This window comes from Erythrobacter sp. (assembly GCF_030066995.1).
GTDB lineage: Bacteria > Pseudomonadota > Alphaproteobacteria > Sphingomonadales > Sphingomonadaceae > Erythrobacter.
Genome location: NZ_JASJAP010000007.1, coordinates 60,087 through 78,730 on the forward strand (window position 1 = coordinate 60,087; position 18,644 = coordinate 78,730).

The window sequence follows — 18,644 nt, forward strand, 5'->3', positions numbered from 1 at the left end:
TCGAACAAACCAAGGAAAGTGTGTCCCCATGGGTCTTAGCGTCTGGCAAATTGCAATCATCGCGGTGGTCGTCCTCGTCCTGTTCGGGCGCGGTCGCATCTCGGAAATGATGGGCGACTTCGGCAAGGGTATCTCCAGCTTCAAGAAAGGCATGAACGAGGATGTCGACGACACCTCTTCCAACGCCAGCGCCAGCAAGGCGCAGATTGAAGCGCCTGCAAAGGAGGTTGGTGGAGCCGAAACCACGCCGAGCGAGGCGGGCGATACCGCCAAGTCCTGAGTTTCACGCGCTCCCGAAAGGGACCACAATTGACGTAAGGAGCGGCGCCGCTGAGCGCGACCCATGTTCGATATCGGCGCTCTTGAACTGCTGGTGATCGTCATCGTTGCGGTGCTGGTTATCGGCCCCAAGGATATGCCCGCGGCCATGCGGACTGCGGGACGCTGGATCGGTCAGGTGCGCAAGGTTTCCGCGCATTTCCGCACCGGGATCGACGCCATGGTTCGCGAGGCCGAGCTAGAGGACATGGAAAAGAAGTGGAAGGCGCGAAACGAGGAGATCATGCGCCAACACCCGTCAACCGCCGAAAGCGCGGCGGGTGAAGGCGCGGGTTCCGATACGATGACGGGCCAACCGGTCTCGCAAGAATCGGCGGATGCCGCTCCTTTGGACGCGCCATCCGCTCCCGCGTCGAAGAAAGAGCCGTCGACCGGGCCATCAATCGAGCCGCCGGGGCAGCCCCCCGCCGCTGATGCGCCCGAGAAAGCGTGACCACGGCCATGGCGTTCGAGATAAAGGACATCGATGAGAGCAAGGCTCCGCTGCTGGATCACCTTGTCGAGCTGAGGACGAGGCTGGTTCGGTCGGTTGCTGCTTTGGTGATCGCGTTTGCCGTGTGCCTTTATTTCGCCGATCCGATCCTCGGTTTCCTGGTCCAGCCGCTGCGCGACGCGTTTCCTGAGGGTGAGGGGCAGTTGATATTCACGAAACTGCCCGAGGTGTTTTTCGTCGAGCTCAAAGTAGCGTTGTTTGCCGGGTTCATGATGAGCTTTCCGATCATCGCCAACCAGCTGTGGGCGTTTGTCGCGCCGGGCCTCTACGCCAACGAGAAGAAGGCGTTCCTGCCCTTTCTTTTTGCCACGCCCGTGCTGTTCTCGGCCGGAGCGGCTCTGGCGTATTACGTGGTGATGCCGACCGCTTTCCTGTTTTTCCTCGGCTATGGTGGATCGACCGGGGGGCTGGATATCAAGGCGCTGCCCTCGGCGGGGGACTACCTCAATCTGGTGATGCAGTTTATCCTCGCCTTTGGGGTCACATTCCTGCTCCCGGTGCTTCTTATGCTGCTGCACCGCGCCGGGATCGTGACGCGCGAGCAATTGGTGGGCGCGCGGCGTTATGTGATCGTTGGCGTTGTCGCGCTGGCTGCGATTGTCACCCCGCCCGATCCAGGCAGCCAGGTCATCCTCGCGGTGCCGCTATTGCTGCTGTTTGAGGGATCCTTGCTGCTGATGCGTTTTCAGGAAAAGAAAGTCCGCGCGCACGCGAATGGAAACGAGGGCAGCGCAAGCGAGAAAGCGTCGGGTGCGAGCGCAAGCGAGGTTGAGGAGCCTCAGCGCTGATCATCCTTGCGTGCGATGGGTGACGGTACTCACCACAAAGCGTTTCAGAGGTGGGTTGGGAATTCACCCATGTCGCAAGTATCGTGCCCTGCTCCTTTCCGGGTCTCCGGCACAAAAAAGCCCCGTCGAAGCGGGGCTTTTTCAAAACGTGTTTGACGGTTTAAGACTTAACCGCTGACTGAGTCGTCGTCTCCGTCATCGACTGCGATGACGATGCCGGCGATGATCGCGGCCGCCGCGAGGACACCGAGAATTACGCCCGATCCCTGAAGCTCGCTTTCGCCTTCAATGGGGGCGCTCGCGCGCTCGAAAGTGGCCTGAGCGATCGCCGGAGCCGTAGCAAGCGACAGCGCAGCGGTGGCCATGGCAATGTTGCGGAACTTCATCTGTTGTCTCCTGTGAGCTCTTTGTCTTCTTAAGAGTTGCTAGCTGAATAGGCCAGCTGTCGCGCGATTACAACCCACTTCGTGTATCAATTCGTCCGATCATTGGGCAAAAGAACAGAGCGTATTCAGTCTTCTAGGGCTTTGTGACAAAAATGCACCGCCTACCAAATGGTCAGAGCGCCATGTCGGGCCTTGGGCATATCGCAAAAGGCGTTAACACCTCGGTCTGTTCAAAGCGGACGGCAACGGCTTTGGCGTGCGATATAGGATTCAATCCCAACCAAATAGTGAATTCCCGGAAGAAACCAGGCCGTTTCTTTGCCCCTCCGCGTCTTTGACGAAGCACTGAGCCAATTCATCGGCCACGCACATTGCGCCCGCCGATCCAGACTTCCTCAATTTGTGTTCGCCGGATTTCCTGCGGCGAAGACAGAAATGGATCCCGGTCGACCAACAGGAAATCCGCGCGCTCTCCCGGCACCAGCCGTCCAAATCGACCGTCGGCGAAACCAGCGTAAGCGGCGTCGGCCGTAAACGCCCTGAGGGCCTGCTCGCGATTGACAGTCTCCTCAGCTCGCCATCCTCCGAACGGGTTCCCATTCTCATCGGTCCGACTGATTGCCACCGCGATGCCAGCGAAGGGATCGGCGGGCTCGACCGGCGTGTCCGAGCCGAAGGCGAGCTTTGCGCCTGCTTTCAGGACGCTGCGCCAGGCGTAGGCGCCGACTAGCCGATCTTGTCCCAACCGCGCCTCGGCCATTTGCATGTCAGAGGTCTGGTGGAGCGGTTGCATCGAAGCGATCGTCCCATGCCGACCAAAGCGCGACAAATCCTCCGGATGAACGATCTGGGCGTGTTCCACCCGCCAGCGCCGATCACCTTTGTAAACCTGCGAGAGTTCATCGATGGCCTGCAACACGTCACGGTTGGCGGCATCGCCAATCGCGTGAATGGCAGTCTGGAAATTGTCGAGCGCGGCGCGGCTCATGAGGTTACGCAGCTCGGTGGAACCGAGAAGCGGCACCCCGCGCGATTCCATCTTGTCCTTGTAAGGCTTTAGCAACAGCGCCCCGCGCGAGCCCAATGAACCATCGACAAACAGCTTGATCCCATTGAGTCGCAGCTTGTCATCATACAGCCACCTTGTGGGGCCCGGACCGCCGATCAGTTCCATCGTCTCGGCGTCGACCGCGTAGGACATGATCCGGATTTTCAGTTGTCCAGCGTCGCCTGCGCGGCGGAAGGTCTGCCAATCGGCCATGGTCGTGCGCATGTCCGCAACCGCCGTAACGCCGTACTCCAGCAGCTTTTCCTGCGCGGCGGCGAAGGCTGCGTCGCGGTCTCCCGGTCGCGCATTGGGGACAGCCGCGCTGACCAGGCTTTTGGCCCGGTCGACGAACACACCGCTTGGCGCGCCGTTCTCATCGCGGATCACCTGGCCGCCCGTGACATCGGGCGTCCCGGCAGTAACGCCGGCGATCTCCATGGCGCGGCTGTTTGCCCAGTTGGCGTGATTGTCGGCGCGTTCGAGCCAGACGGGGCGGTCGGCCACGACGCGGTCGAGCTCGGCGGCCGTCGGGAAACGACCGAGACCCCACTTCTCCTGGTTCCAGCCGCGACCAAGGATCCAGGGGCGCGCAGGGTTGTCCTCGGCAAATTGCCTGATCTTGCCGAGCGCTTCTTCGAGCGAAGTCGTGCCTGAAAGATCGAGCGTCAGCTGGCCAAAGCCCAGATCCATGACATGGACATGCGCATCGATCATGCCGGGCAGCATCACGCGTCCCGCGCCGTCGATCGCGAAATCGGTTTGGGGCCGGGCATCATCGCGCTTGAGGGTGTGGGTGATGATGCCTTCATCATCGAACACGAGGCCTGTGAAGCGCTTGATCTCCCCGTTCTCGTCGATCGTGATGCCTTCAACGTTGTCAACAAGCGTGTCGGCAAGGGCGGGCGTCGCAAAGAGCGCGATTGAGGCGGCAAAGACGGCGCGGAAGGTGCCTTTCATCGCGTGGTTCGCCTCAGGAATTCGACTTGGGCAGCCGAGTGACGAGCGCGCTCGTATCGGACCGTGCGCCGCCGACGGCCTGCACGTCAGCGTAGAACTGATCGACCAGAGCTGTAATCGGTGCAGAGAGCCCCAGCCGCCTTGCCTCGTCCAGCGCGTAGCCCAGATCCTTGCGCATCCAGTCAATGGCAAAGCCGAAGTCAAACTCATCCTGCGTCATGGTCGCCCAGCGGTTGTCCATCTGCCAGCTTTGCGCCGCGCCGCCTGAAATGGCTTCGTAGGTCTTGTCGAGATCAAGCCCCGCGCCTTGCGCCAGCCGGATCGCTTCGGAGAGCCCGCCGAGGACCCCGGCAATGCACATCTGGTTTGCCATTTTTGCGGTCTGGCCAGCGCCGGTCGGACCGACATGGACGATGGCCTTGGCGTAGGGCTGCATGATGGGCTGGGCGCGGGTCATGGCCCCCGCGCTGCCGCCACACATGATCGCTAGCTGGCCATTTTCCGCCCCAGCCTGTCCGCCGCTGACCGGCGCGTCGATGAACTCGACGCCCCTGCCAGCGCACGCCTTGCCCAGTTGGCGCGCCATGTCGGCTGAGGTGGTTGTGTGGTCGATCAGCAAGGCCCCCTCGCGCATCGCCGAGAGAGCGCCGCTGTCGCCTCTGATAACGCTGGCAATGTCCTGATCGTTGCCGACGCAGGAGATAACGACGTCTGCCTGCTCTGCGGCGCGATCTGGGGTGTCTGCAAGCGCGCACCGAACCCGTTCCTCGCCGCGCTCTTCGAGCCAGGTTTGGGCGCGCTGCGTTGTCCGATTGTAAACGAAGACATGATGGCCCGCGCGAGCCAGATGGGCCGCCATCGGTCCGCCCATAACGCCCAGCCCGAGAAAGGCGATGTTGGTCGAGGTGGTCATGCGCGCGGGTGCCTAACGGGTTATCTGCCAATTGCCAACGAAATCGAATTGCCCTTGCCGATGCAAAGGCCTAGTCCGGCGCGCGTCATGACCAACCCGCTCGCTCTTCACACCTCTGGTGCCACCCCGGCCGATCTCACCATCGAAGATGTTCGGGCCGCCGCCGCTCGGATCGAGGGCGCGGTGGTGAAGACGCCGCTGATGCATTCGATCACTCTGTCCGAAATTACCGGCGCGGATATCTGGCTGAAATTCGAGAATCTTCAGTTCACCGCCGCGTACAAGGAGCGCGGCGCGCTTAACGCTCTGTTGCACCTGACCGAGGACCAAAGGCGGCGCGGCGTGATCGCGGCCTCGGCCGGCAATCACAGCCAGGGCCTGTCCTATCACGGAACGCGGCTGGGTGTGCCGGTCACGATCGTGATGCCGCGCACGACGCCCACGGTAAAGGTGATGCAAACCGAGAGTGTTGGCGGGAATGTGGAGCTGTTCGGCGAGACATTCGATGACGCGGCTGGCTTTGCGCGCGAGCTTGAGCAGGAGCGCGGCCTGACTTTCGTGCATCCGTTCGACGATCCGCATATTGCGGCGGGTCAAGGCACGGTGGCGCTCGAAATGCTGGAGGCGAAGCCGGATTTTGACTGCCTCGTCACGCCGATCGGTGGAGGCGGGCTGATCTCCGGCATGGCCACCGTCGCGCGCGCGCTTGAGGCGAGGATCGAAATGGTGGGCGTGCAGGCAGAGCTATTCCCAAGCATGTACGCCGCGATCAAGGGCGGAGACCCGGCCTGCGGCGGCGACACGCTGGCCGAGGGTATCGCCGTGAAACGGCCCGGCGCCTTTACCTCGCAGGTCATCGCCGAAAAGGTCGATGACATCGTGCTGGTGGATGAGCCGAGCCTTGAAAAGGCGGTCGCGCTGCTGCTTCAGATCGAGAAGACCGTGGTCGAGGGCGCGGGCGCGGCCGGTCTTGCAGCGGTGCTCGCCAACCCTGAGCGTTTTGCCGGCAAGAGCGTCGGGCTCGTGCTGTGCGGCGGCAATATCGACACCCGGCTGCTGGCCAACGTGCTGCTGCGCGATCTGGCGCGGCAGGGGCGCCTGGCGCGATTGCGCGTCACCTTGCAGGACCGACCGGGCGCGCTGTTCAAGGTGATGCGTCTGTTTGACGAGCACAACGTCAACATCATCGAGATCTATCACCAGCGCATCTTCACGACCTTGCCGGCCAAGGGCCTGATCACCGACATCGAATGCGAAGCGCGCGATGCGGCGCAGGTTGAGCGTTTGGTTAGCGCGCTGCGCTCGGCCCATTACAAGGTCGATGTCGTCGAACTCAACTGAGTCGGCGTCGGGCTCTTTACCCTCGGCCGCGCGGCTGTTTCGAAACAGGGCAGGGCGCGCACGCAGGCTCGGAACCTGGTCCGATTTGGTCCGGGATCGCGGCCGAATGTGTGCATAGTCGGTCTTTAATTGTCCCGTTTCATGGTTAAGGGTCTTTTACCGGGGAACCGGAGTGGGCATAACAAAGTCTTAATAAAGACATCGCCGATTCTCCCAACGTGTAAGGACACCGATCACCAGTGACGGCTCCGATCCGCTTTCCTCGCTTCTTCGTGACAAGCCCCGCGCCCTGCCCGTATCTGCCGGGCCGTCAGGAGCGCAAGGTGTTCACCGAGCTCAAGGGCGCGCACGCGGATCAGTTGAACGAGGCGCTGGGCCGCATCGGTTTCCGCCGCAGCCAGACCGTCGCTTACCGGCCAAGCTGTCTCGATTGCCAGGCGTGCGTTTCCGTGCGTGTGGTGGCCGACGAGTTCAAACCCTCCTCGACCCAGAAACGCGATATCAAGCGCAACTCGGACCTTGTTGTCACCGAATGCCGCCCCTGGGCGACCGATGAGCAGTTCGAGCTGCTCACCAAGTATCTCGGCGTGCGCCACCCCGATGGGGGCATGTCGGCGATGGACGAGCTCGATTACGCCGATATGGTCGAACACACGCCTGTCACCAGCCATCTGGTCGAATACCGCGAACCCACGAATGACGGCTCGCCCGGACGACTGGTCGGCGCGTGCCTGACGGACCGCCAGGGCGACGGCCTGTCGATGATTTACTCGTTCTACGATCCCGAGCACACCGAGCGTCAGGGTCTGGGCAATTTCATCATCCTCGACCACATCAAGCGAGCCGCGCGTGATCGCTTGCCCTTTGTCTACCTTGGCTACTGGGTCGATGGCAGCCCGCGGATGGCGTACAAGGTACGTTATCGACCGCTTGAAACCCTGACGCGCGAAGGCTGGCGCCGAATGGATGAGGAGCAGCAGGCAAAGCTTATCGCCGCCGCCACCGCCCCGCGCGCCAGGGAAGACCGCGAGGCGGCAACCGCAGGCAGCAAGGATGGACAAGCGGTCCGATTTCGCGCGAGCTGACGCGCGATAAGCGCGCAGACCCCACTCCCAGCTGCTACCCAAGACCTTCGCGGTATAGCCGTTCTTCTTCCGAGCGGCGGCGCACCAGCCCCTTGAGGACGCGTCCCCCGGCCTTGTTCCAGCGTCGGAATTCGCGCGCCGCGCCCTCGTAATCCTGAGCCTTGTGCTTCTTTGTCAGCGTGGCGCGCGCGATCGCGCCGGTGTTGTAGTGAAAGCTGACGAGCGCATCGAATTGGGCCTGCGTTGTTGGCGAATCGCCAATCGCACGTGCGACGTCGCCTGCGTGGAGCTTGAGATCGCGGTCGAGACGCGCGTCGCACTGGCCTTGCGTCCACACTGTGCCGGGGCCGATCCGGCTCCCGCGGTCAAGGCCAGCGCCAGTCGCGCCCCAGCCAATCGTCCACGGATCACCGCCGGTGCCCGGATCGGGATAGGCCTCAAGCAGCCCGTCGGTGCGCAGCCGCGCGCAGCCTTCGAAGCGCTTGATCAGCGCGATCCCATCCGGACTCACGCGCCGCGCGGCAGCGTATCGTTCAACGGTTCGTCGTATGTACGGAACGCCTGATACACTTGGAACACTGTCCTGGGTCGAAAAATCCCGCGCTTGGCCGGCCCTGTCCGCCAGCACGCGGTCAATCGCCGCGTCGATCGCATCGACCTCGGATTGGCGAAAGCCGCGTTTGAGCATCGCGCGGATAGTGTCGAACAGTCTTTTACGCTTGGAAACGGGCATCGGCAAAGCCTCCTGTCAGGGTGGAAGAGGCCGGCTGATTAGGCACAAAAGGGCCGGGTAGGAAAACGGTTTGATGCGCTGGCGAGCGCGCGCACAAGAGGCAGGGGTGACAAGAGCTCTTGACTGACAAGAGTTCTTTACAGTAAAGAGCTCTTGTCAGGTCGCTAGGGGCGATTCGTTGGAAAACCGATTGAAGTATCACCGCGAACAGCATGGCTGGAGCCAGGGTGAGCTTGCCCGCAGGCTCGGCGTGTCGCGGCAGACGATCAACGCGGTTGAGACCGATAAATACGATCCTTCGCTGCCGCTCGCTTTGCGCATGGCAAAGCTGTTCGCGGTGAGTGTGCCTGATCTGTTTGTGGATCATTGGGAGCCAGGAGATGACGACGATGACTGACAAAGACCAGCGCATAAGCCGCAAGCTTGTGACGATCGCGGCTCTGTCTTTAGGTGCCGGAGTCATCGGCTATTTCGGCGGATATGCTTTTGGCGAAACGTCAGTGGAGACCGGCTACGAATTGAGCATGTCGGTGATCATCGCACTGGCGGTTGCCGTCATGTATCTGACCACAGCCGGGCTGGTGCTCGTCGGTACGGCAGTCCCAAAGTTCGGTGAGAACGTCCTTAATGTCGAGGATGCCGAAGAGATCGAGGAAATGCGAGCCATGGTGCTCAATTCAGCGTTCGCGCTCGGTTCGTGGGGCGCGGCGCTACTGGTCATTGCCCTGGCCGAACCCGCTGGCCCGATCAGTCCCTTACACTCATTTCTGGTATCGGCAGCTGGCATCGTTCTGGGATGCTATTTCGCGGCGGTTTCGTATCGCCACTCCGACGAATTGATGATGGCGGTGAACCGAGAGGCTGCCGTCTGGGCATACGGTCTGGTGTTCTGCGTAATCGGCGGCTGGGCGATGGCTGCGCACGCAGACCTGCTCGCGCCGCCAGCCCCGTTGGATGTCATGACGGGCTTTTACGCGCTGGTGCTGCTGGCGACCTGCATCGCAGCGGGACGCCGGGGGATGCTGAAGCTGCGGTGAACCAACAAAAAAGGCCGCCCGGTTTCCCGAGCGGCCCTTTCTGTTCTTGTGTGATCCTTTGGTCTTACGAGCTGTAATACATATCGAACTCGACCGGAGCCGGAGTGGTTTCGAGACGCATCTGCTCTTCCCACTTGAGCTCTGCGTAAGCCTCGATCTGGTCGACCGAGAAAACATCGCCCTTGAGCAGGAATTCGTGGTCTTCTTCCAGAGCCTCAAGAGCTTCGCGCAAGGATCCCGCCACGGTCGCCACTTCGGCCAGTTCGGCTGGCGGCAGGTCGTAGAGGTTCTTGTCCATCGCCTCGCCCGGATGGATCTTGTTCTCGATCCCGTCGAGACCCGCCATCAGCAGCGCCGAAAAGGCGAGATAGGGGTTGGCGAGCGCATCGGGGAAGCGGAACTCGACGCGCTTGGCTTTCTCGCCCGCGCCATACGGAATGCGGCACGAGGCCGAGCGGTTGCGCGCCGAATAGGCCAGCAGCACCGGCGCCTCGAATCCTGGCACCAGACGCTTGTACGAATTGGTCGTGGCGTTGGTGAAGGCGTTCACCGCCTTGGCGTGCTTGATGACGCCGCCGATGTAGTAGAGGCAGGTTTCCGATAGCCCTGCGTATTCGTTGCCCGCAAAGGTGGGCTTTCCGTCCTTCCAGATCGACATGTGGGAGTGCATGCCGGAACCGTTATCTTCCTTGATGGGCTTAGGCATGAAGGTCGCCGTCTTGCCATAGGCGTGGGCGACTTGCTGAACGACATACTTGTAGATCTGCACCTGGTCCGCCGCCGTGGTCAGCGAGCTGAACGTGATGCCGAGTTCGTGCTGGGCCGCGGCCACCTCGTGGTGGTGCTTGTCCATGTTGAGGCCCATTTCCATCATGGTCGCGACCATTTCGCCGCGGATGTCCATCGCGCTGTCGACCGGCGCGACGGGGAAATAACCTCCCTTTGCGCGCGGACGGTGGGCCATATTGCCCATCTCGTATTCCTTGCCCGAATTGGTCGGGAGCTCGATATCGTCGATCGCGTAGCCAGAGCCTGCGTAACCGTCTTCAAAGCGCACATCGTCGAACATGAAGAATTCGGGCTCAGGGCCGACATAGACGGTGTCGCCAATGCCGGTTGAGGCGAGATAGGCTTCGGCCCGGGTCGCGGTCGAGCGCGGATCACGCGAATAGAGCTGGCCGTCCGAAGGCTCGACGATGTTGCAGAACAGGCTGAGCATCGGCGTCGCGCTGAACGGGTCGATATAGGCCGCGTCCATATCGGGTTTCAGGATCATGTCGGATTCGTTGATGGTCTTCCACCCTTCGATCGACGAGCCATCGAACATCAGGCCGTCCTCCAGCGCGTCCTCGTCCATGACCGAGGCCGACATGGTGAGGTGCTGCCACTTGCCCTTGGGATCGGTGAAGCGCAGGTCGACCCACTCGATTTCCTCGTCCTTGATCTGTTTGAGAACGTCTTTCACGCTTGCCATGTTGTCTTGCCTCCAGATTGAAGTGGCTTGGGAATGCGCACGCCGCTGCCGGCGCGCGAGAGGGAACGCGGCCTAGACCGCGTCTTGATTGGTTTCGCCGGTGCGGATGCGGATGGCTGTGTCGATGGTCGAGACGAAGATCTTCCCGTCCCCGATCCGGCCCGTTTGCGCCGCGCCGGCGATGGCCTCGACCACGCGTTCGGCCTGATCGTCGGCGACGACCACTTCGAGCTTCACCTTGGGCAGGAAATCAACGACGTATTCCGCTCCGCGATAGAGTTCGGTGTGCCCTTTCTGACGGCCAAACCCCTTCGCTTCGAGCACGGTGATGCCGGAGACTCCGATTTCATGTAGCGCTTCCTTCACCTCGTCGAGTTTGAAGGGTTTGATGATCGCTTCGATCTTTTTCACGTAAGCCTGTTCCCGCCCCGAGCGCTGGTTGTGTTCTAATCGACCAAGAATCGCGGCCGAGTGTGTCGTATCGGGGTAGCGAACTCTTGGCGACGCGCAAGGATCATCCCGTATGCCTAAGGAAGTAGCAATATTGTGCGGCGCAGCGCAACCACCCTTATGGGAGAGGCGAGATTGCCTTTTTTTTAGGCAACGCTAAAGCCGCAACCCTGTGGTCTCGGGCAGGCCGCACATGATGTTGAGGTTCTGGATCGCAGCCCCGCTCGCGCCTTTGCCAAGGTTGTCGAGCCGGGCGATCAGGCGCGCGTTCCAGCCGCCTTCATTGCCGAAGACGAATAGCTCCATGCCGTCATGGGGCTGTGCGCCGTCGAGCAAAAGCAGCTCCGTCGGCGCCGCCTGCTCGTATACGCTCACGATTTGCGAGTCCGCATAGCGTTCGGCCAGGGTGACGCGGAGACTGTCGGCGTGTGGGTCCGTGGACATTGCGCCCAGGTGCAAGGGCACCTCGACGATCATTCCGCGAAAGGCGGGCACAACCGATGGCGCGAAGAGGACGCCGTGCTTCAGGCCCGCGTGCCGCTGCATTTCGGGACGATGTTTGTGCGCCAGGGTCAGGCCGTAAGTGCGAAACGCCAGATCCGGTTCGCCCGTATATCGATCGATCAGCGCTTTTCCGCCGCCTGAATACCCGCTCACCGCGTTGCAGGTGAACGGCCAATCGCCGGGCAGCAACCTCGCTTTGACGAGCGGGGCTATCAGTGCCAGAAACCCAGTGGGATAGCATCCAGGATTGCTTACAAATTGCGCATTGGCGATATTCTCTGAGCCGATGATTTCGGGAAAGCCATAGGTCCAACCATCCGCCACGCGGTGCGCGGAGGACGCGTCGATTATCCGCGTGTCGGACCCCTCCGCCAGCTTCACCGCTTCGCGCGCGGCATCGTCGGGCAGGCACAGGATCGCCACGTCGGCTTCGTGCAGCGCCTCGCGACGGGCCGCTTCATCCTTGCGCTCCGCCTCATCCAGCACCAGCAGCTCAAATTCGCTGCGCCCTTCAAGCCGTTCGCGGATTTCCAGTCCCGTCGTGCCCGCCGCGCCATCGATGAAAATGCGGGTCGGCACGCGGCTCAACCCGCTGTCAGGTCAAGGCAGTCGGTGTGAACATAGCCGCTCGGTCCTTCCGGACCCAGACAGCACCACACCCAATCCTTGCCGATATCGAGCACTTCGAGCGCGTGCCCCTTTTTGAGCACCACGTTCACATCGGCATCGTCGCGCGCGAGATAACGCATATTGGTCCGCTCGGCGCGCACGCTGGCCCGACCGGGAATGACATAATGCGCCGCCAGATGGGTGCCCGCCAGCGCGATATGCGCCAGGTCTCCGCGCAGCGGAAGCGTGCCGGGCGCGGGCTTTTCGACCGGACCTTTCAGGCCAAGATCACCGCTTGGCAGAGTGTACTGAGATGCCGTGTCGCCTGCGCGGCCCATGCCGTTATTTTCCTTGTTCGCCCCCTAAAGGCCGCGCTTAGCGGTAACGTTTGTGCGCGGCAAGCGTGGGGCGGTTGCCTGTCCCTAACTGGAATAGCGCGCCTGAAGCAGGCGCCAGGCTGCGCGCAGACCATAGGCCGTGCCGCCTTTGGCGCGCCCGGGCTTGGCAAAGGGGCGCCAGGCAAAGGTGTCGAAATGCACCCAGTCAATGCCTTCTCCCACAAACCGATCGAGGAAAAGCCCCGCCACGCTCGCGCCCGCGTAAGGGTTGGACTGCGCGTTGGTCATGTCCGCGATGTCGGAGCTCAGATATTCGCGATAGGCCTCGGGCAGAGGAAGCCGCCAGACTTCGTCTTCGACCTCGCGTCCCAGTTTCGCAAGTTCGTCCGCTGTCTCGTCGCGCCGCGCCATCATCGCCGCGTAATCCGGCCCCAGCGCAACGCGCGCGGCCCCGGTGAGTGTGGCAAAGTCGACGATGAGTTCGGGCTCTTCCTCGCTCGCGCGAGTGAGGGCATCGCCAAGGATCAGCCGACCTTCGGCATCGGTGTTGTGAATCTCGACGCTCAAACCCTTGCGGCTGGAAAGCACGTCCCCCGGACGAAAGGCGGGGCCGGAGATCGCGTTCTCGACCGCGGGCACCAGCAGGTGAAGCCGCACGGGTATCTTGGCCGCCATGATCAGCCCCGCCAGGGCGATTGCGTGCGCCGCGCCACCCATGTCCTTTTTCATCAAGCGCATTCCCGCCGAAGGCTTGATGTCCAGCCCACCGGAATCGAAGCACACCCCTTTGCCTACAATCGCAACGACCGGGTGAGTGTCATCGCCCCAGCTCAGGTGCATCAGGCGCGGGGCGTGGTGGCGCGCCGCAGCGCGGCCGACCGCGTGGACCATCGGATAGCCGGTCTCCAATTCGTCTCCGCGTATCGTCTTCAACGTCGCGCCATGCGCCTTCGCCAGCGCTTCGATTTCGGCTTCGAGCGCGGCGGGGCCCATATCCTCGGCGGGCGTGTTGACGAGATCGCGCACCTTCATCTCGGCCAGCGCTTCGGCCACCGCGGCCTCGATCCGTCCAACCTGATCGGTCAGCAGCACCCGAGGGCCTTGCGCGTCCTCATCATCCTTGTAGCGGGTGAAGCGATATTGCGCGGTCAGCCACCCAAACATCGCTGCGCCTGGCTCGGCGTCAACAAGGCGATACGTGCCTGCCGGAAGCTTCTCGGCCAGGGCGGAGAGGCTGTAGCTTGAAAGATCTTCGGGGTCGGAAACCCCGCCAAGAACGAACACGCCCTCGCCATCGGGCACAATCCCGATCTGCCCGGCGGCGCCCTCGAACTTTTGCGCGGCCAGGCTGGCGCGCTGGCCCGCGCTGAGCGATTTGAGCCGGTCATCCAGACCCGCTTTGGTCACAAGGTGGATGGCGGTGGCCTCTTGTCCGCGGTCTGGCGCGATAAGATCGGAGATTTCTGTCATGGCGCGTGCATAATCAAGTGGCTAGGCTTGTCACGTCTCAAATGCTGATCGGGGGCGAAGAACATGGCGACAAGAATTCTGATAGCGACCTCGGCGCTGGCGGCGCTCGCCGCGTGTTCTTCGTCGGAGGAGATGAACAGCGAGATCAACGCGGCCAGCGCGAATGCCGCGGCCATTCCTGACGACGCGGGTGAGAAACGCGAGATTTTGGTCGAGAACGCGGCGTTCAACTTCAGCTACGCCTGGCCGGCGCAAGTGGTCGCCATCCCAGCCTTCAACACCGCGTTTGAGGCGCGGGCGATCACCGCACGGGAAGAATTCGAGGCCATGGCGCGCGAAGCCCAGGCCGAGGCCGAACAATACGGCTATCCCTATCGCGTTTTCCAGACAACGTGGGAATGGAAGCTGGTCGGCGACACGCCTTTGCTGCTCAGCCTCGTCGGCGAGAACTACGCGTACACAGGCGGCGCGCACGGCAATTCGTTCTTCATGACGACCGTGTGGGACAAGGAGGCCAGCGTCGAACTCGCCGCTCTGGATCTCTTTACCTCGCCGGCCGCCTTTGATGCCGCAACGCGCGCGCAATTCTGCGCGCAATTGGCGGAAGAGCGAGGCAGAAAGCTGGGAGGGGCTGATGTGTCCGGTGATTGTCCGCCGCTGGGCGATCTAGCCGTGGCGCTGATTTCATCGCAGGGTGAGACGATCGATGCGGTCCAGTTTCTGGCCGCGCCTTATGTCGCCGGGTCCTACGCCGAGGGCTCCTATGTCATCACCCTCGATGTGAGCGAAGACCTTCTGGAAGCGGTCAGGCCCGCCTATCAAAGCGCCTTTGCGGGCAGCGGCTGATGGCTCGCAATTTTGCGAACCGTTCGCTATATAGCCGCGATGACCGAATATCAGCTCATCGAAAGCGACCAGACCGTCTACCGCGACGGCACGATCAAGCTCCACACCGAGGAAGGCTTTGAAGGGATGCGAAGGGCGGGGCATCTCGCCGCCACGATCCTCGACGAGGTCGCCGAATTGGTGCAGCCGGGCGTGACGACGCAGAGTATCGACGATGCGATCCGGGGCATGATGCTGGACGCCGGCGCGGTCCCGGCCACACTTGGTTATCGCGGCTACACGCATTCCTCGTGCATTTCGATCAACCATGTGATCTGCCACGGCATTCCGGGGCCAAAGCTGCTCAAGGACGGCGATATTCTGAACGTCGATGTCACCCCGCTGCTCGATGGCTGGCACGGCGATACAAGCCGGATGTTCTTTGCGGGCGAACCCTCGATCAAGGCCAAGCGGCTGGTCGATGTGACCTATGATTGCCTGATGCTGGGTATCGAGGCGGCGGCGCAGCCCGGCGCGCGGCTCGGCGATATCGGCGCCGCGATCGAAGCGCACGCGCGCCAGTTCCGCTACGGCGTGGTGCGCGAGTTCTGCGGGCACGGTCTGGGCCGCCTGTTCCACGACGCGCCCGAAGTGGTCCACGCTTCCAAGGCGGGCACGGGGCCGGAACTGAAGCCCGGCATGTTCTTCACCATCGAACCGATGATCAATCTCGGCAAACCCTGGGCCAAGGTGCTGGGCGACGGCTGGACCGCGGTCACCCGCGACAAGAGCCTCTCCGCGCAGTTCGAACACAGCCTCGCGATCACCGAGGACGGCGTGGAGATCTTCACCAAGAGCCCGACGGGTAAAGACAAGCCGCCCTATTGACGACGGTCGCGGTCGATAGCGCGCAGGCTGCGAACCGATGCGCTCGGTCGCCGATCTCTTCACATTCTACCGCATTGCAGCGGCGCCGGTGATCGCGGCGATGGCGCTGGCAGGGCAGCGAGACGCGTTCTTCATCCTCCTGATTGTCAGCTATTTCACCGACCTTGTCGATGGGCCGATCGCCCGGTGGCTTGGCAAGGCCTCGCGCAGCGGGGCAAGGCTGGATACGATTGCGGATGCTTCGACGACGCTCGCCGCACTGCTGGGAGTCTTTCTCTTCGAGCGTCGGTTTCTGGAGCCTGACGCCGCGTGGCTCTATGCCTTTTTCGCCAGCTACGCCGCAGCCGCCGCAGCCTGTCTCCTGCGCTTCCGCCGGCTTCCTGCCTATCACCTATTCTCGGCAAAAGCGGCCGCGTTCCTCGCCGCTGTCTTTGTCATCTGGCTTTACCTGTTCGGCTTTTCGCGCCCGTTCTTGCTCACGGTCGTGAGCCTGGGAGTGTTGGCCAATTTGGAATCCGTTCTCACGACCATCCGCCTAAGCCGCTTCCGGTCCGATCTCGGCAGCGTTGTGCTGTTGCGCGATGAGGACGGAGATGATGAAAGCTGAGGCGGATGGCTCACACAAACCACATGGCCAGCACCGCCACCATCGCCAGCACGACCGCGACCGAGAACGCCAGCATCGCCGCCGTCGCCTTGCTCACGCGTCTCAGCGCGGCCCATTCGTAGCCGAGCGTGATGGCAATGGTCAGCGGCGGTTGCAGGCCGATGGCGACTTGCGGGGGCAGGCCGAGCACATCGGTCACGCGTGCGTAGACCGGCGTCATGAAGGCCAGCGTGCCGATCAGCATCGCTTGGCGATGCGCGTGCATCTTGCGCTTCCGCGCAAATGCAATCGCGGCGACATAGAGCGGGATAAAGGTCACGAAAGCCGCGATGTTGACGATGGTGACTTCCGGGCGCCCGAACTCCCGCCCGATATCGATCGAGACGATCGCGCCCGAAACGCTCAGCGCCGCGACGAGTGCCAGCGAGACGGCACCAAACCAGCGATGAAGCTTCATGCGCCCCGCGCTGGCGAGATAGGCCTGGCTCGCCAGCAGACTCATCCAGGCGAACATCGTGACCGCGTGGAATGTGACCAGCGGCGTGTAGCGTGCGGCGCGTTCGGGGTGGACGATGACCTTGAGAGCGAAGGCCGTTACCGTGAACACGACCAGCGCGGCCGCGATATGGCCGAGCAGTCGATTGGCTTCTCTCGCGCTCATCGGAGCGGCTCGGGAGGTGTCGAAAAGCGACTCGTAAACCTGGATAATCAACCCCATAATGGGGCTCAACGCACGGCACGGATGGCGGCTCCCGCAGCGAACGGCGCGAGCGCGACAAGCCCCAGGCTGATCGCGGCGACGAAACCCAGGCTGGCCTCATCCTGCCGCGCCAGCGCGCCCGCGCCGAAGATCAGGATCGGCAGCGCGAGCGGGATCAGCAGCAGGCCCGAGAGCGCCGCTCCGCTGCGAAGGCTGGCAGTAAGCGCCGCGATGATAAGGCCGATCGCGGCCAGACCCGGCGTGCCCGCCAGCAACCCGATCAGCACCAGATGCAGCGTCGGTCCGTCGAGCTGCAACAGCGCGGCAGCGGGAAAGGCGGCGAGGATCAGCGGCGGGCCGAAACTGAGCCAATGGGCGAGCATGCGCACCGCCATCATCGCCTCCTCGCTCATTCCGCGCAGGCGCAGCTGATCGAAATGGCCAAGCTCGATGTCGCGCGTCACCAGCCGGTCGAGCGGCAGGATCGCGGCGAGCAGCGCGGCAATCCACACGACCCCGCCGCCCGTGCGCGCGAGCGTGGCGGCGTCCGGCCCCACCGCAAAGGGATAGAGCATGGCGACCGCGACAAAGAAGATGACGGGCAAAGCCGCGCCCGCCCCGCCCCCTCCATTGGCGCCGCCGGCGAAGGGAAAGAACAGCCCCAGATCGCGCCGCAGGGTCCAGCCGATCATGGAAGCGCCTCTTCGCGCACGGCAAAATCCTCGATCGCCAGCGTTTCCAGGCCCGGCACATCGAGCGCCTGATGCGAGGCGATCAGCGCGGTCCCTTGATTGTCGAGATGCTCGGCAATCAATTTGCTCACCAACGCCTGCGAGGCGGTGTCGAGTCCCGAGAGCGGTTCATCGAGCAACCACACAGGCGCGTTCTGTCCCAGCAGCCGGGCGAGACCCGCGCGCTTTCGCTGACCGGTGGAGAGATAGCGCACCGGTACATCGACCAGCGTTGAAAGGCACAGCCGTTCAAGCACCGCTGATGGGTCCGAAGCGCCGTCGAGTGCGAACCAGAAATCGAGCGCTGTGCCGAGCGTGCGTTCCGGATCAAGGCCGATGCGCTCGTCAAACAGCCCAACGGCGCCTTCGCAGCGCGCCGTTCCCGTCAAAGGCGGGGTGAGACCTGCAAGCGTGCGGATCAGTGTTGTCTTCCCACTCCCGTTCGCGCCGGTCACGTGACAGGCCGTCCCCGGACCCAGATCGAGCGATAACCGACGGAACAGCACCCGGTCGCCCCGGCGGCAGGCGAGGTCATGCGCGAAAATCCGGGGGCTCTCAGAACCTTGCATCGCGTCACGCGTTAGGGAAAAGCGTTCCCGCTCACAACTCACCTTTGCCAAGGAGCTTCAGCCAGATGTCCGTGCCCGAACTCTCCGACGATGACCGCGCCCGCCTGCTCGCCGACCATCCCGAATGGGAACTGACGCGCGAGGGCAAGGCCATTCAGCGCACGTTTCAGTTCAGCGATTTTTCCGAGGCATGGGGCTTCATGAGCCGCGTGGCTTTGATCGCCGATCGTCACGATCATCACCCCGAATGGTTCAACGTCTACGCCAAGGTCGAGATCACGCTCACCACGCACGATGCCGGTGGGCTTTCGACGCGCGATGCCAATATGGCGCGCGCAATCGACGCGCTGGTGAGCTGA

23 protein-coding genes are annotated in these 18,644 nt (G+C 62.7%); 11 read left to right on the forward strand and 12 right to left on the reverse strand.

Annotated elements, in window-relative coordinates; genetic code table 11:
• The first annotated feature begins 28 nt into the window (after positions 1 to 28).
• From tatA to tatC, 3 genes are all read left to right on the forward strand, one after another.
• Positions 29 to 280: a twin-arginine translocase TatA/TatE family subunit gene (gene tatA, locus QNI87_RS15215; RefSeq protein ID WP_300598099.1), complete on the forward strand. Its 252-nt coding sequence runs from the start codon at positions 29 to 31 to the stop codon at positions 278 to 280.
• A 63-nt stretch (positions 281 to 343) separates the two neighbouring features.
• Positions 344 to 772: a Sec-independent protein translocase protein TatB gene (tatB, locus tag QNI87_RS15220; protein WP_300598101.1), complete on the forward strand. Its 429-nt coding sequence runs from the start codon at positions 344 to 346 to the stop codon at positions 770 to 772.
• Between the two features lie 8 nt (positions 773 to 780).
• Complete coding sequence (gene tatC / locus QNI87_RS15225; protein WP_300598244.1) at positions 781 to 1,620, forward strand: twin-arginine translocase subunit TatC; 840 nt, start codon at positions 781 to 783, stop codon at positions 1,618 to 1,620.
• A 167-nt stretch (positions 1,621 to 1,787) separates the two neighbouring features.
• On the opposite strand, the gene QNI87_RS15230 is transcribed toward tatC, so the two are convergent.
• The 3 genes from QNI87_RS15230 to QNI87_RS15240 all read right to left on the reverse strand — a co-directional run bounded on the left by QNI87_RS15230 (position 1,788) and on the right by QNI87_RS15240 (position 4,924).
• On the reverse strand, positions 1,788 to 2,006 hold the full coding sequence (locus QNI87_RS15230) for a hypothetical protein (RefSeq protein ID WP_300598103.1): 219 nt from the start codon (positions 2,004 to 2,006) through the stop codon (positions 1,788 to 1,790).
• 355 nt (positions 2,007 to 2,361) lie between these two features.
• Positions 2,362 to 4,011: an amidohydrolase family protein gene (locus QNI87_RS15235; protein ID WP_300598105.1), complete on the reverse strand. Its 1,650-nt coding sequence runs from the start codon at positions 4,009 to 4,011 to the stop codon at positions 2,362 to 2,364.
• Between the two features lie 13 nt (positions 4,012 to 4,024).
• On the reverse strand, positions 4,025 to 4,924 hold the full coding sequence (locus QNI87_RS15240) for an NAD(P)-dependent oxidoreductase (protein ID WP_300598107.1): 900 nt from the start codon (positions 4,922 to 4,924) through the stop codon (positions 4,025 to 4,027).
• A gap of 87 nt (positions 4,925 to 5,011) precedes the next feature.
• Here QNI87_RS15240 and QNI87_RS15245 point away from each other — a divergent pair, with 87 nt between their 5' ends.
• Together QNI87_RS15245 and QNI87_RS15250 are read left to right on the forward strand one after the other, a co-directional pair.
• Positions 5,012 to 6,265: a threonine ammonia-lyase gene (locus QNI87_RS15245; protein WP_300598109.1), complete on the forward strand. Its 1,254-nt coding sequence runs from the start codon at positions 5,012 to 5,014 to the stop codon at positions 6,263 to 6,265.
• Between the two features lie 239 nt (positions 6,266 to 6,504).
• Entirely contained in the window at positions 6,505 to 7,350 is an 846-nt protein-coding gene (locus tag QNI87_RS15250) for an arginyltransferase (protein ID WP_300598111.1), read from the forward strand.
• A 34-nt stretch (positions 7,351 to 7,384) separates the two neighbouring features.
• On the opposite strand, the gene QNI87_RS15255 is transcribed toward QNI87_RS15250, so the two are convergent.
• Positions 7,385 to 8,083: a lysozyme gene (locus tag QNI87_RS15255; RefSeq protein ID WP_300598113.1), complete on the reverse strand. Its 699-nt coding sequence runs from the start codon at positions 8,081 to 8,083 to the stop codon at positions 7,385 to 7,387.
• A 178-nt stretch (positions 8,084 to 8,261) separates the two neighbouring features.
• Between QNI87_RS15255 and QNI87_RS15260 the strand changes: the two genes are divergently transcribed.
• Positions 8,262 to 8,480: a helix-turn-helix transcriptional regulator gene (locus QNI87_RS15260; protein WP_300598115.1), complete on the forward strand. Its 219-nt coding sequence runs from the start codon at positions 8,262 to 8,264 to the stop codon at positions 8,478 to 8,480.
• The gene (locus tag QNI87_RS15265) at positions 8,473 to 9,120 is read left to right on the forward strand and encodes a hypothetical protein (RefSeq protein ID WP_300598117.1); all 648 of its coding nucleotides are present in this window, start codon (positions 8,473 to 8,475) and stop codon (positions 9,118 to 9,120) included. Before QNI87_RS15260 ends, QNI87_RS15265 begins: the two co-directional genes overlap by 8 nt.
• 64 nt (positions 9,121 to 9,184) lie before the next feature.
• On the opposite strand, the gene glnA is transcribed toward QNI87_RS15265, so the two are convergent.
• The 5 genes from glnA to QNI87_RS15290 form a co-directional block, all read right to left on the reverse strand.
• Entirely contained in the window at positions 9,185 to 10,594 is a 1,410-nt protein-coding gene (glnA, locus tag QNI87_RS15270; RefSeq protein WP_300598119.1) for a type I glutamate--ammonia ligase, read from the reverse strand.
• 72 nt (positions 10,595 to 10,666) lie between these two features.
• Positions 10,667 to 11,005 (reverse strand): P-II family nitrogen regulator, encoded by a 339-nt coding sequence (locus QNI87_RS15275; protein WP_300598121.1) that lies wholly within the window; start codon positions 11,003 to 11,005, stop codon positions 10,667 to 10,669.
• A 195-nt stretch (positions 11,006 to 11,200) separates the two neighbouring features.
• Positions 11,201 to 12,127 carry an N-acetyl-gamma-glutamyl-phosphate reductase gene (gene argC, locus QNI87_RS15280; RefSeq protein ID WP_300598122.1) on the reverse strand — a complete coding sequence of 309 codons (927 nt, stop codon included), beginning with the start codon at positions 12,125 to 12,127 and terminating at the stop codon, positions 11,201 to 11,203.
• A 5-nt stretch (positions 12,128 to 12,132) separates the two neighbouring features.
• Entirely contained in the window at positions 12,133 to 12,495 is a 363-nt protein-coding gene (locus tag QNI87_RS15285; protein WP_300598124.1) for a hypothetical protein, read from the reverse strand.
• 84 nt (positions 12,496 to 12,579) lie between these two features.
• The gene (locus tag QNI87_RS15290; protein ID WP_300598126.1) at positions 12,580 to 13,965 is read right to left on the reverse strand and encodes a M17 family metallopeptidase; all 1,386 of its coding nucleotides are present in this window, start codon (positions 13,963 to 13,965) and stop codon (positions 12,580 to 12,582) included.
• A gap of 63 nt (positions 13,966 to 14,028) precedes the next feature.
• On the opposite strand from QNI87_RS15290, the gene QNI87_RS15295 reads away from it, so the two are divergent.
• From QNI87_RS15295 to QNI87_RS15305, 3 genes are read left to right on the forward strand one after another with little or no spacing between them, the layout of a single operon-like run.
• Positions 14,029 to 14,811: a DUF4163 domain-containing protein gene (locus QNI87_RS15295; protein ID WP_300598128.1), complete on the forward strand. Its 783-nt coding sequence runs from the start codon at positions 14,029 to 14,031 to the stop codon at positions 14,809 to 14,811.
• A gap of 39 nt (positions 14,812 to 14,850) precedes the next feature.
• Entirely contained in the window at positions 14,851 to 15,678 is an 828-nt protein-coding gene (gene map, locus QNI87_RS15300) for a type I methionyl aminopeptidase (protein WP_300598130.1), read from the forward strand.
• Positions 15,679 to 15,715: 37 nt separating this feature from the next.
• Positions 15,716 to 16,285, forward strand: coding sequence for a CDP-alcohol phosphatidyltransferase family protein (locus QNI87_RS15305; RefSeq protein WP_300598132.1), 570 nt, complete (start codon positions 15,716 to 15,718; stop codon positions 16,283 to 16,285).
• 10 nt (positions 16,286 to 16,295) lie between these two features.
• Here QNI87_RS15305 and QNI87_RS15310 read toward each other — a convergent pair whose 3' ends face one another.
• The 3 genes from QNI87_RS15310 to ccmA all read right to left on the reverse strand — a co-directional run bounded on the left by QNI87_RS15310 (position 16,296) and on the right by ccmA (position 18,285).
• Positions 16,296 to 16,946 carry a hypothetical protein gene (locus tag QNI87_RS15310; RefSeq protein WP_300598134.1) on the reverse strand — a complete coding sequence of 217 codons (651 nt, stop codon included), beginning with the start codon at positions 16,944 to 16,946 and terminating at the stop codon, positions 16,296 to 16,298.
• 65 nt (positions 16,947 to 17,011) lie between these two features.
• Positions 17,012 to 17,677: a heme exporter protein CcmB gene (locus QNI87_RS15315; protein WP_300598150.1), complete on the reverse strand. Its 666-nt coding sequence runs from the start codon at positions 17,675 to 17,677 to the stop codon at positions 17,012 to 17,014.
• Positions 17,674 to 18,285, reverse strand: a complete 612-nt coding sequence (gene ccmA, locus QNI87_RS15320; protein WP_300598152.1) for a heme ABC exporter ATP-binding protein CcmA — start codon at positions 18,283 to 18,285, stop codon at positions 17,674 to 17,676. The genes QNI87_RS15315 and ccmA overlap by 4 nt, the downstream gene beginning before the upstream one ends.
• 65 nt (positions 18,286 to 18,350) lie before the next feature.
• Here ccmA and QNI87_RS15325 point away from each other — a divergent pair, with 65 nt between their 5' ends.
• On the forward strand, positions 18,351 to 18,644 hold the full coding sequence (locus tag QNI87_RS15325; protein WP_300598154.1) for a 4a-hydroxytetrahydrobiopterin dehydratase: 294 nt from the start codon (positions 18,351 to 18,353) through the stop codon (positions 18,642 to 18,644).

What these genes read in the sequence shown, in the direction of transcription:
- tatA (WP_300598099.1), top strand. Translation starts at nt 29, where the DNA reads ATGGGTCTTAGCGTCTGGCAAATTGCAATCATCGCGGTGGTCGTCCTC.
- tatB (WP_300598101.1), top strand. Translation starts at nt 344, where the DNA reads ATGTTCGATATCGGCGCTCTTGAACTGCTGGTGATCGTCATCGTTGCG.
- tatC (WP_300598244.1), top strand. Translation starts at nt 781, where the DNA reads ATGGCGTTCGAGATAAAGGACATCGATGAGAGCAAGGCTCCGCTGCTG.
- QNI87_RS15230 (WP_300598103.1), bottom strand. Translation starts at nt 2,006, where the DNA reads ATGAAGTTCCGCAACATTGCCATGGCCACCGCTGCGCTGTCGCTTGCT.
- QNI87_RS15235 (WP_300598105.1), bottom strand. Translation starts at nt 4,011, where the DNA reads ATGAAAGGCACCTTCCGCGCCGTCTTTGCCGCCTCAATCGCGCTCTTT.
- QNI87_RS15240 (WP_300598107.1), bottom strand. Translation starts at nt 4,924, where the DNA reads ATGACCACCTCGACCAACATCGCCTTTCTCGGGCTGGGCGTTATGGGC.
- QNI87_RS15245 (WP_300598109.1), top strand. Translation starts at nt 5,012, where the DNA reads ATGACCAACCCGCTCGCTCTTCACACCTCTGGTGCCACCCCGGCCGAT.
- QNI87_RS15255 (WP_300598113.1), bottom strand. Translation starts at nt 8,083, where the DNA reads ATGCCCGTTTCCAAGCGTAAAAGACTGTTCGACACTATCCGCGCGATG.
- QNI87_RS15265 (WP_300598117.1), top strand. Translation starts at nt 8,473, where the DNA reads ATGACTGACAAAGACCAGCGCATAAGCCGCAAGCTTGTGACGATCGCG.
- glnA (WP_300598119.1), bottom strand. Translation starts at nt 10,594, where the DNA reads ATGGCAAGCGTGAAAGACGTTCTCAAACAGATCAAGGACGAGGAAATC.
- QNI87_RS15285 (WP_300598124.1), bottom strand. Translation starts at nt 12,495, where the DNA reads ATGGGCCGCGCAGGCGACACGGCATCTCAGTACACTCTGCCAAGCGGT.
- QNI87_RS15290 (WP_300598126.1), bottom strand. Translation starts at nt 13,965, where the DNA reads ATGACAGAAATCTCCGATCTTATCGCGCCAGACCGCGGACAAGAGGCC.
- QNI87_RS15295 (WP_300598128.1), top strand. Translation starts at nt 14,029, where the DNA reads ATGGCGACAAGAATTCTGATAGCGACCTCGGCGCTGGCGGCGCTCGCC.
- map (WP_300598130.1), top strand. Translation starts at nt 14,851, where the DNA reads ATGACCGAATATCAGCTCATCGAAAGCGACCAGACCGTCTACCGCGAC.
- QNI87_RS15305 (WP_300598132.1), top strand. Translation starts at nt 15,716, where the DNA reads ATGCGCTCGGTCGCCGATCTCTTCACATTCTACCGCATTGCAGCGGCG.
- QNI87_RS15310 (WP_300598134.1), bottom strand. Translation starts at nt 16,946, where the DNA reads ATGAGCGCGAGAGAAGCCAATCGACTGCTCGGCCATATCGCGGCCGCG.
- QNI87_RS15315 (WP_300598150.1), bottom strand. Translation starts at nt 17,677, where the DNA reads ATGATCGGCTGGACCCTGCGGCGCGATCTGGGGCTGTTCTTTCCCTTC.
- ccmA (WP_300598152.1), bottom strand. Translation starts at nt 18,285, where the DNA reads ATGCAAGGTTCTGAGAGCCCCCGGATTTTCGCGCATGACCTCGCCTGC.
- QNI87_RS15325 (WP_300598154.1), top strand. Translation starts at nt 18,351, where the DNA reads ATGTCCGTGCCCGAACTCTCCGACGATGACCGCGCCCGCCTGCTCGCC.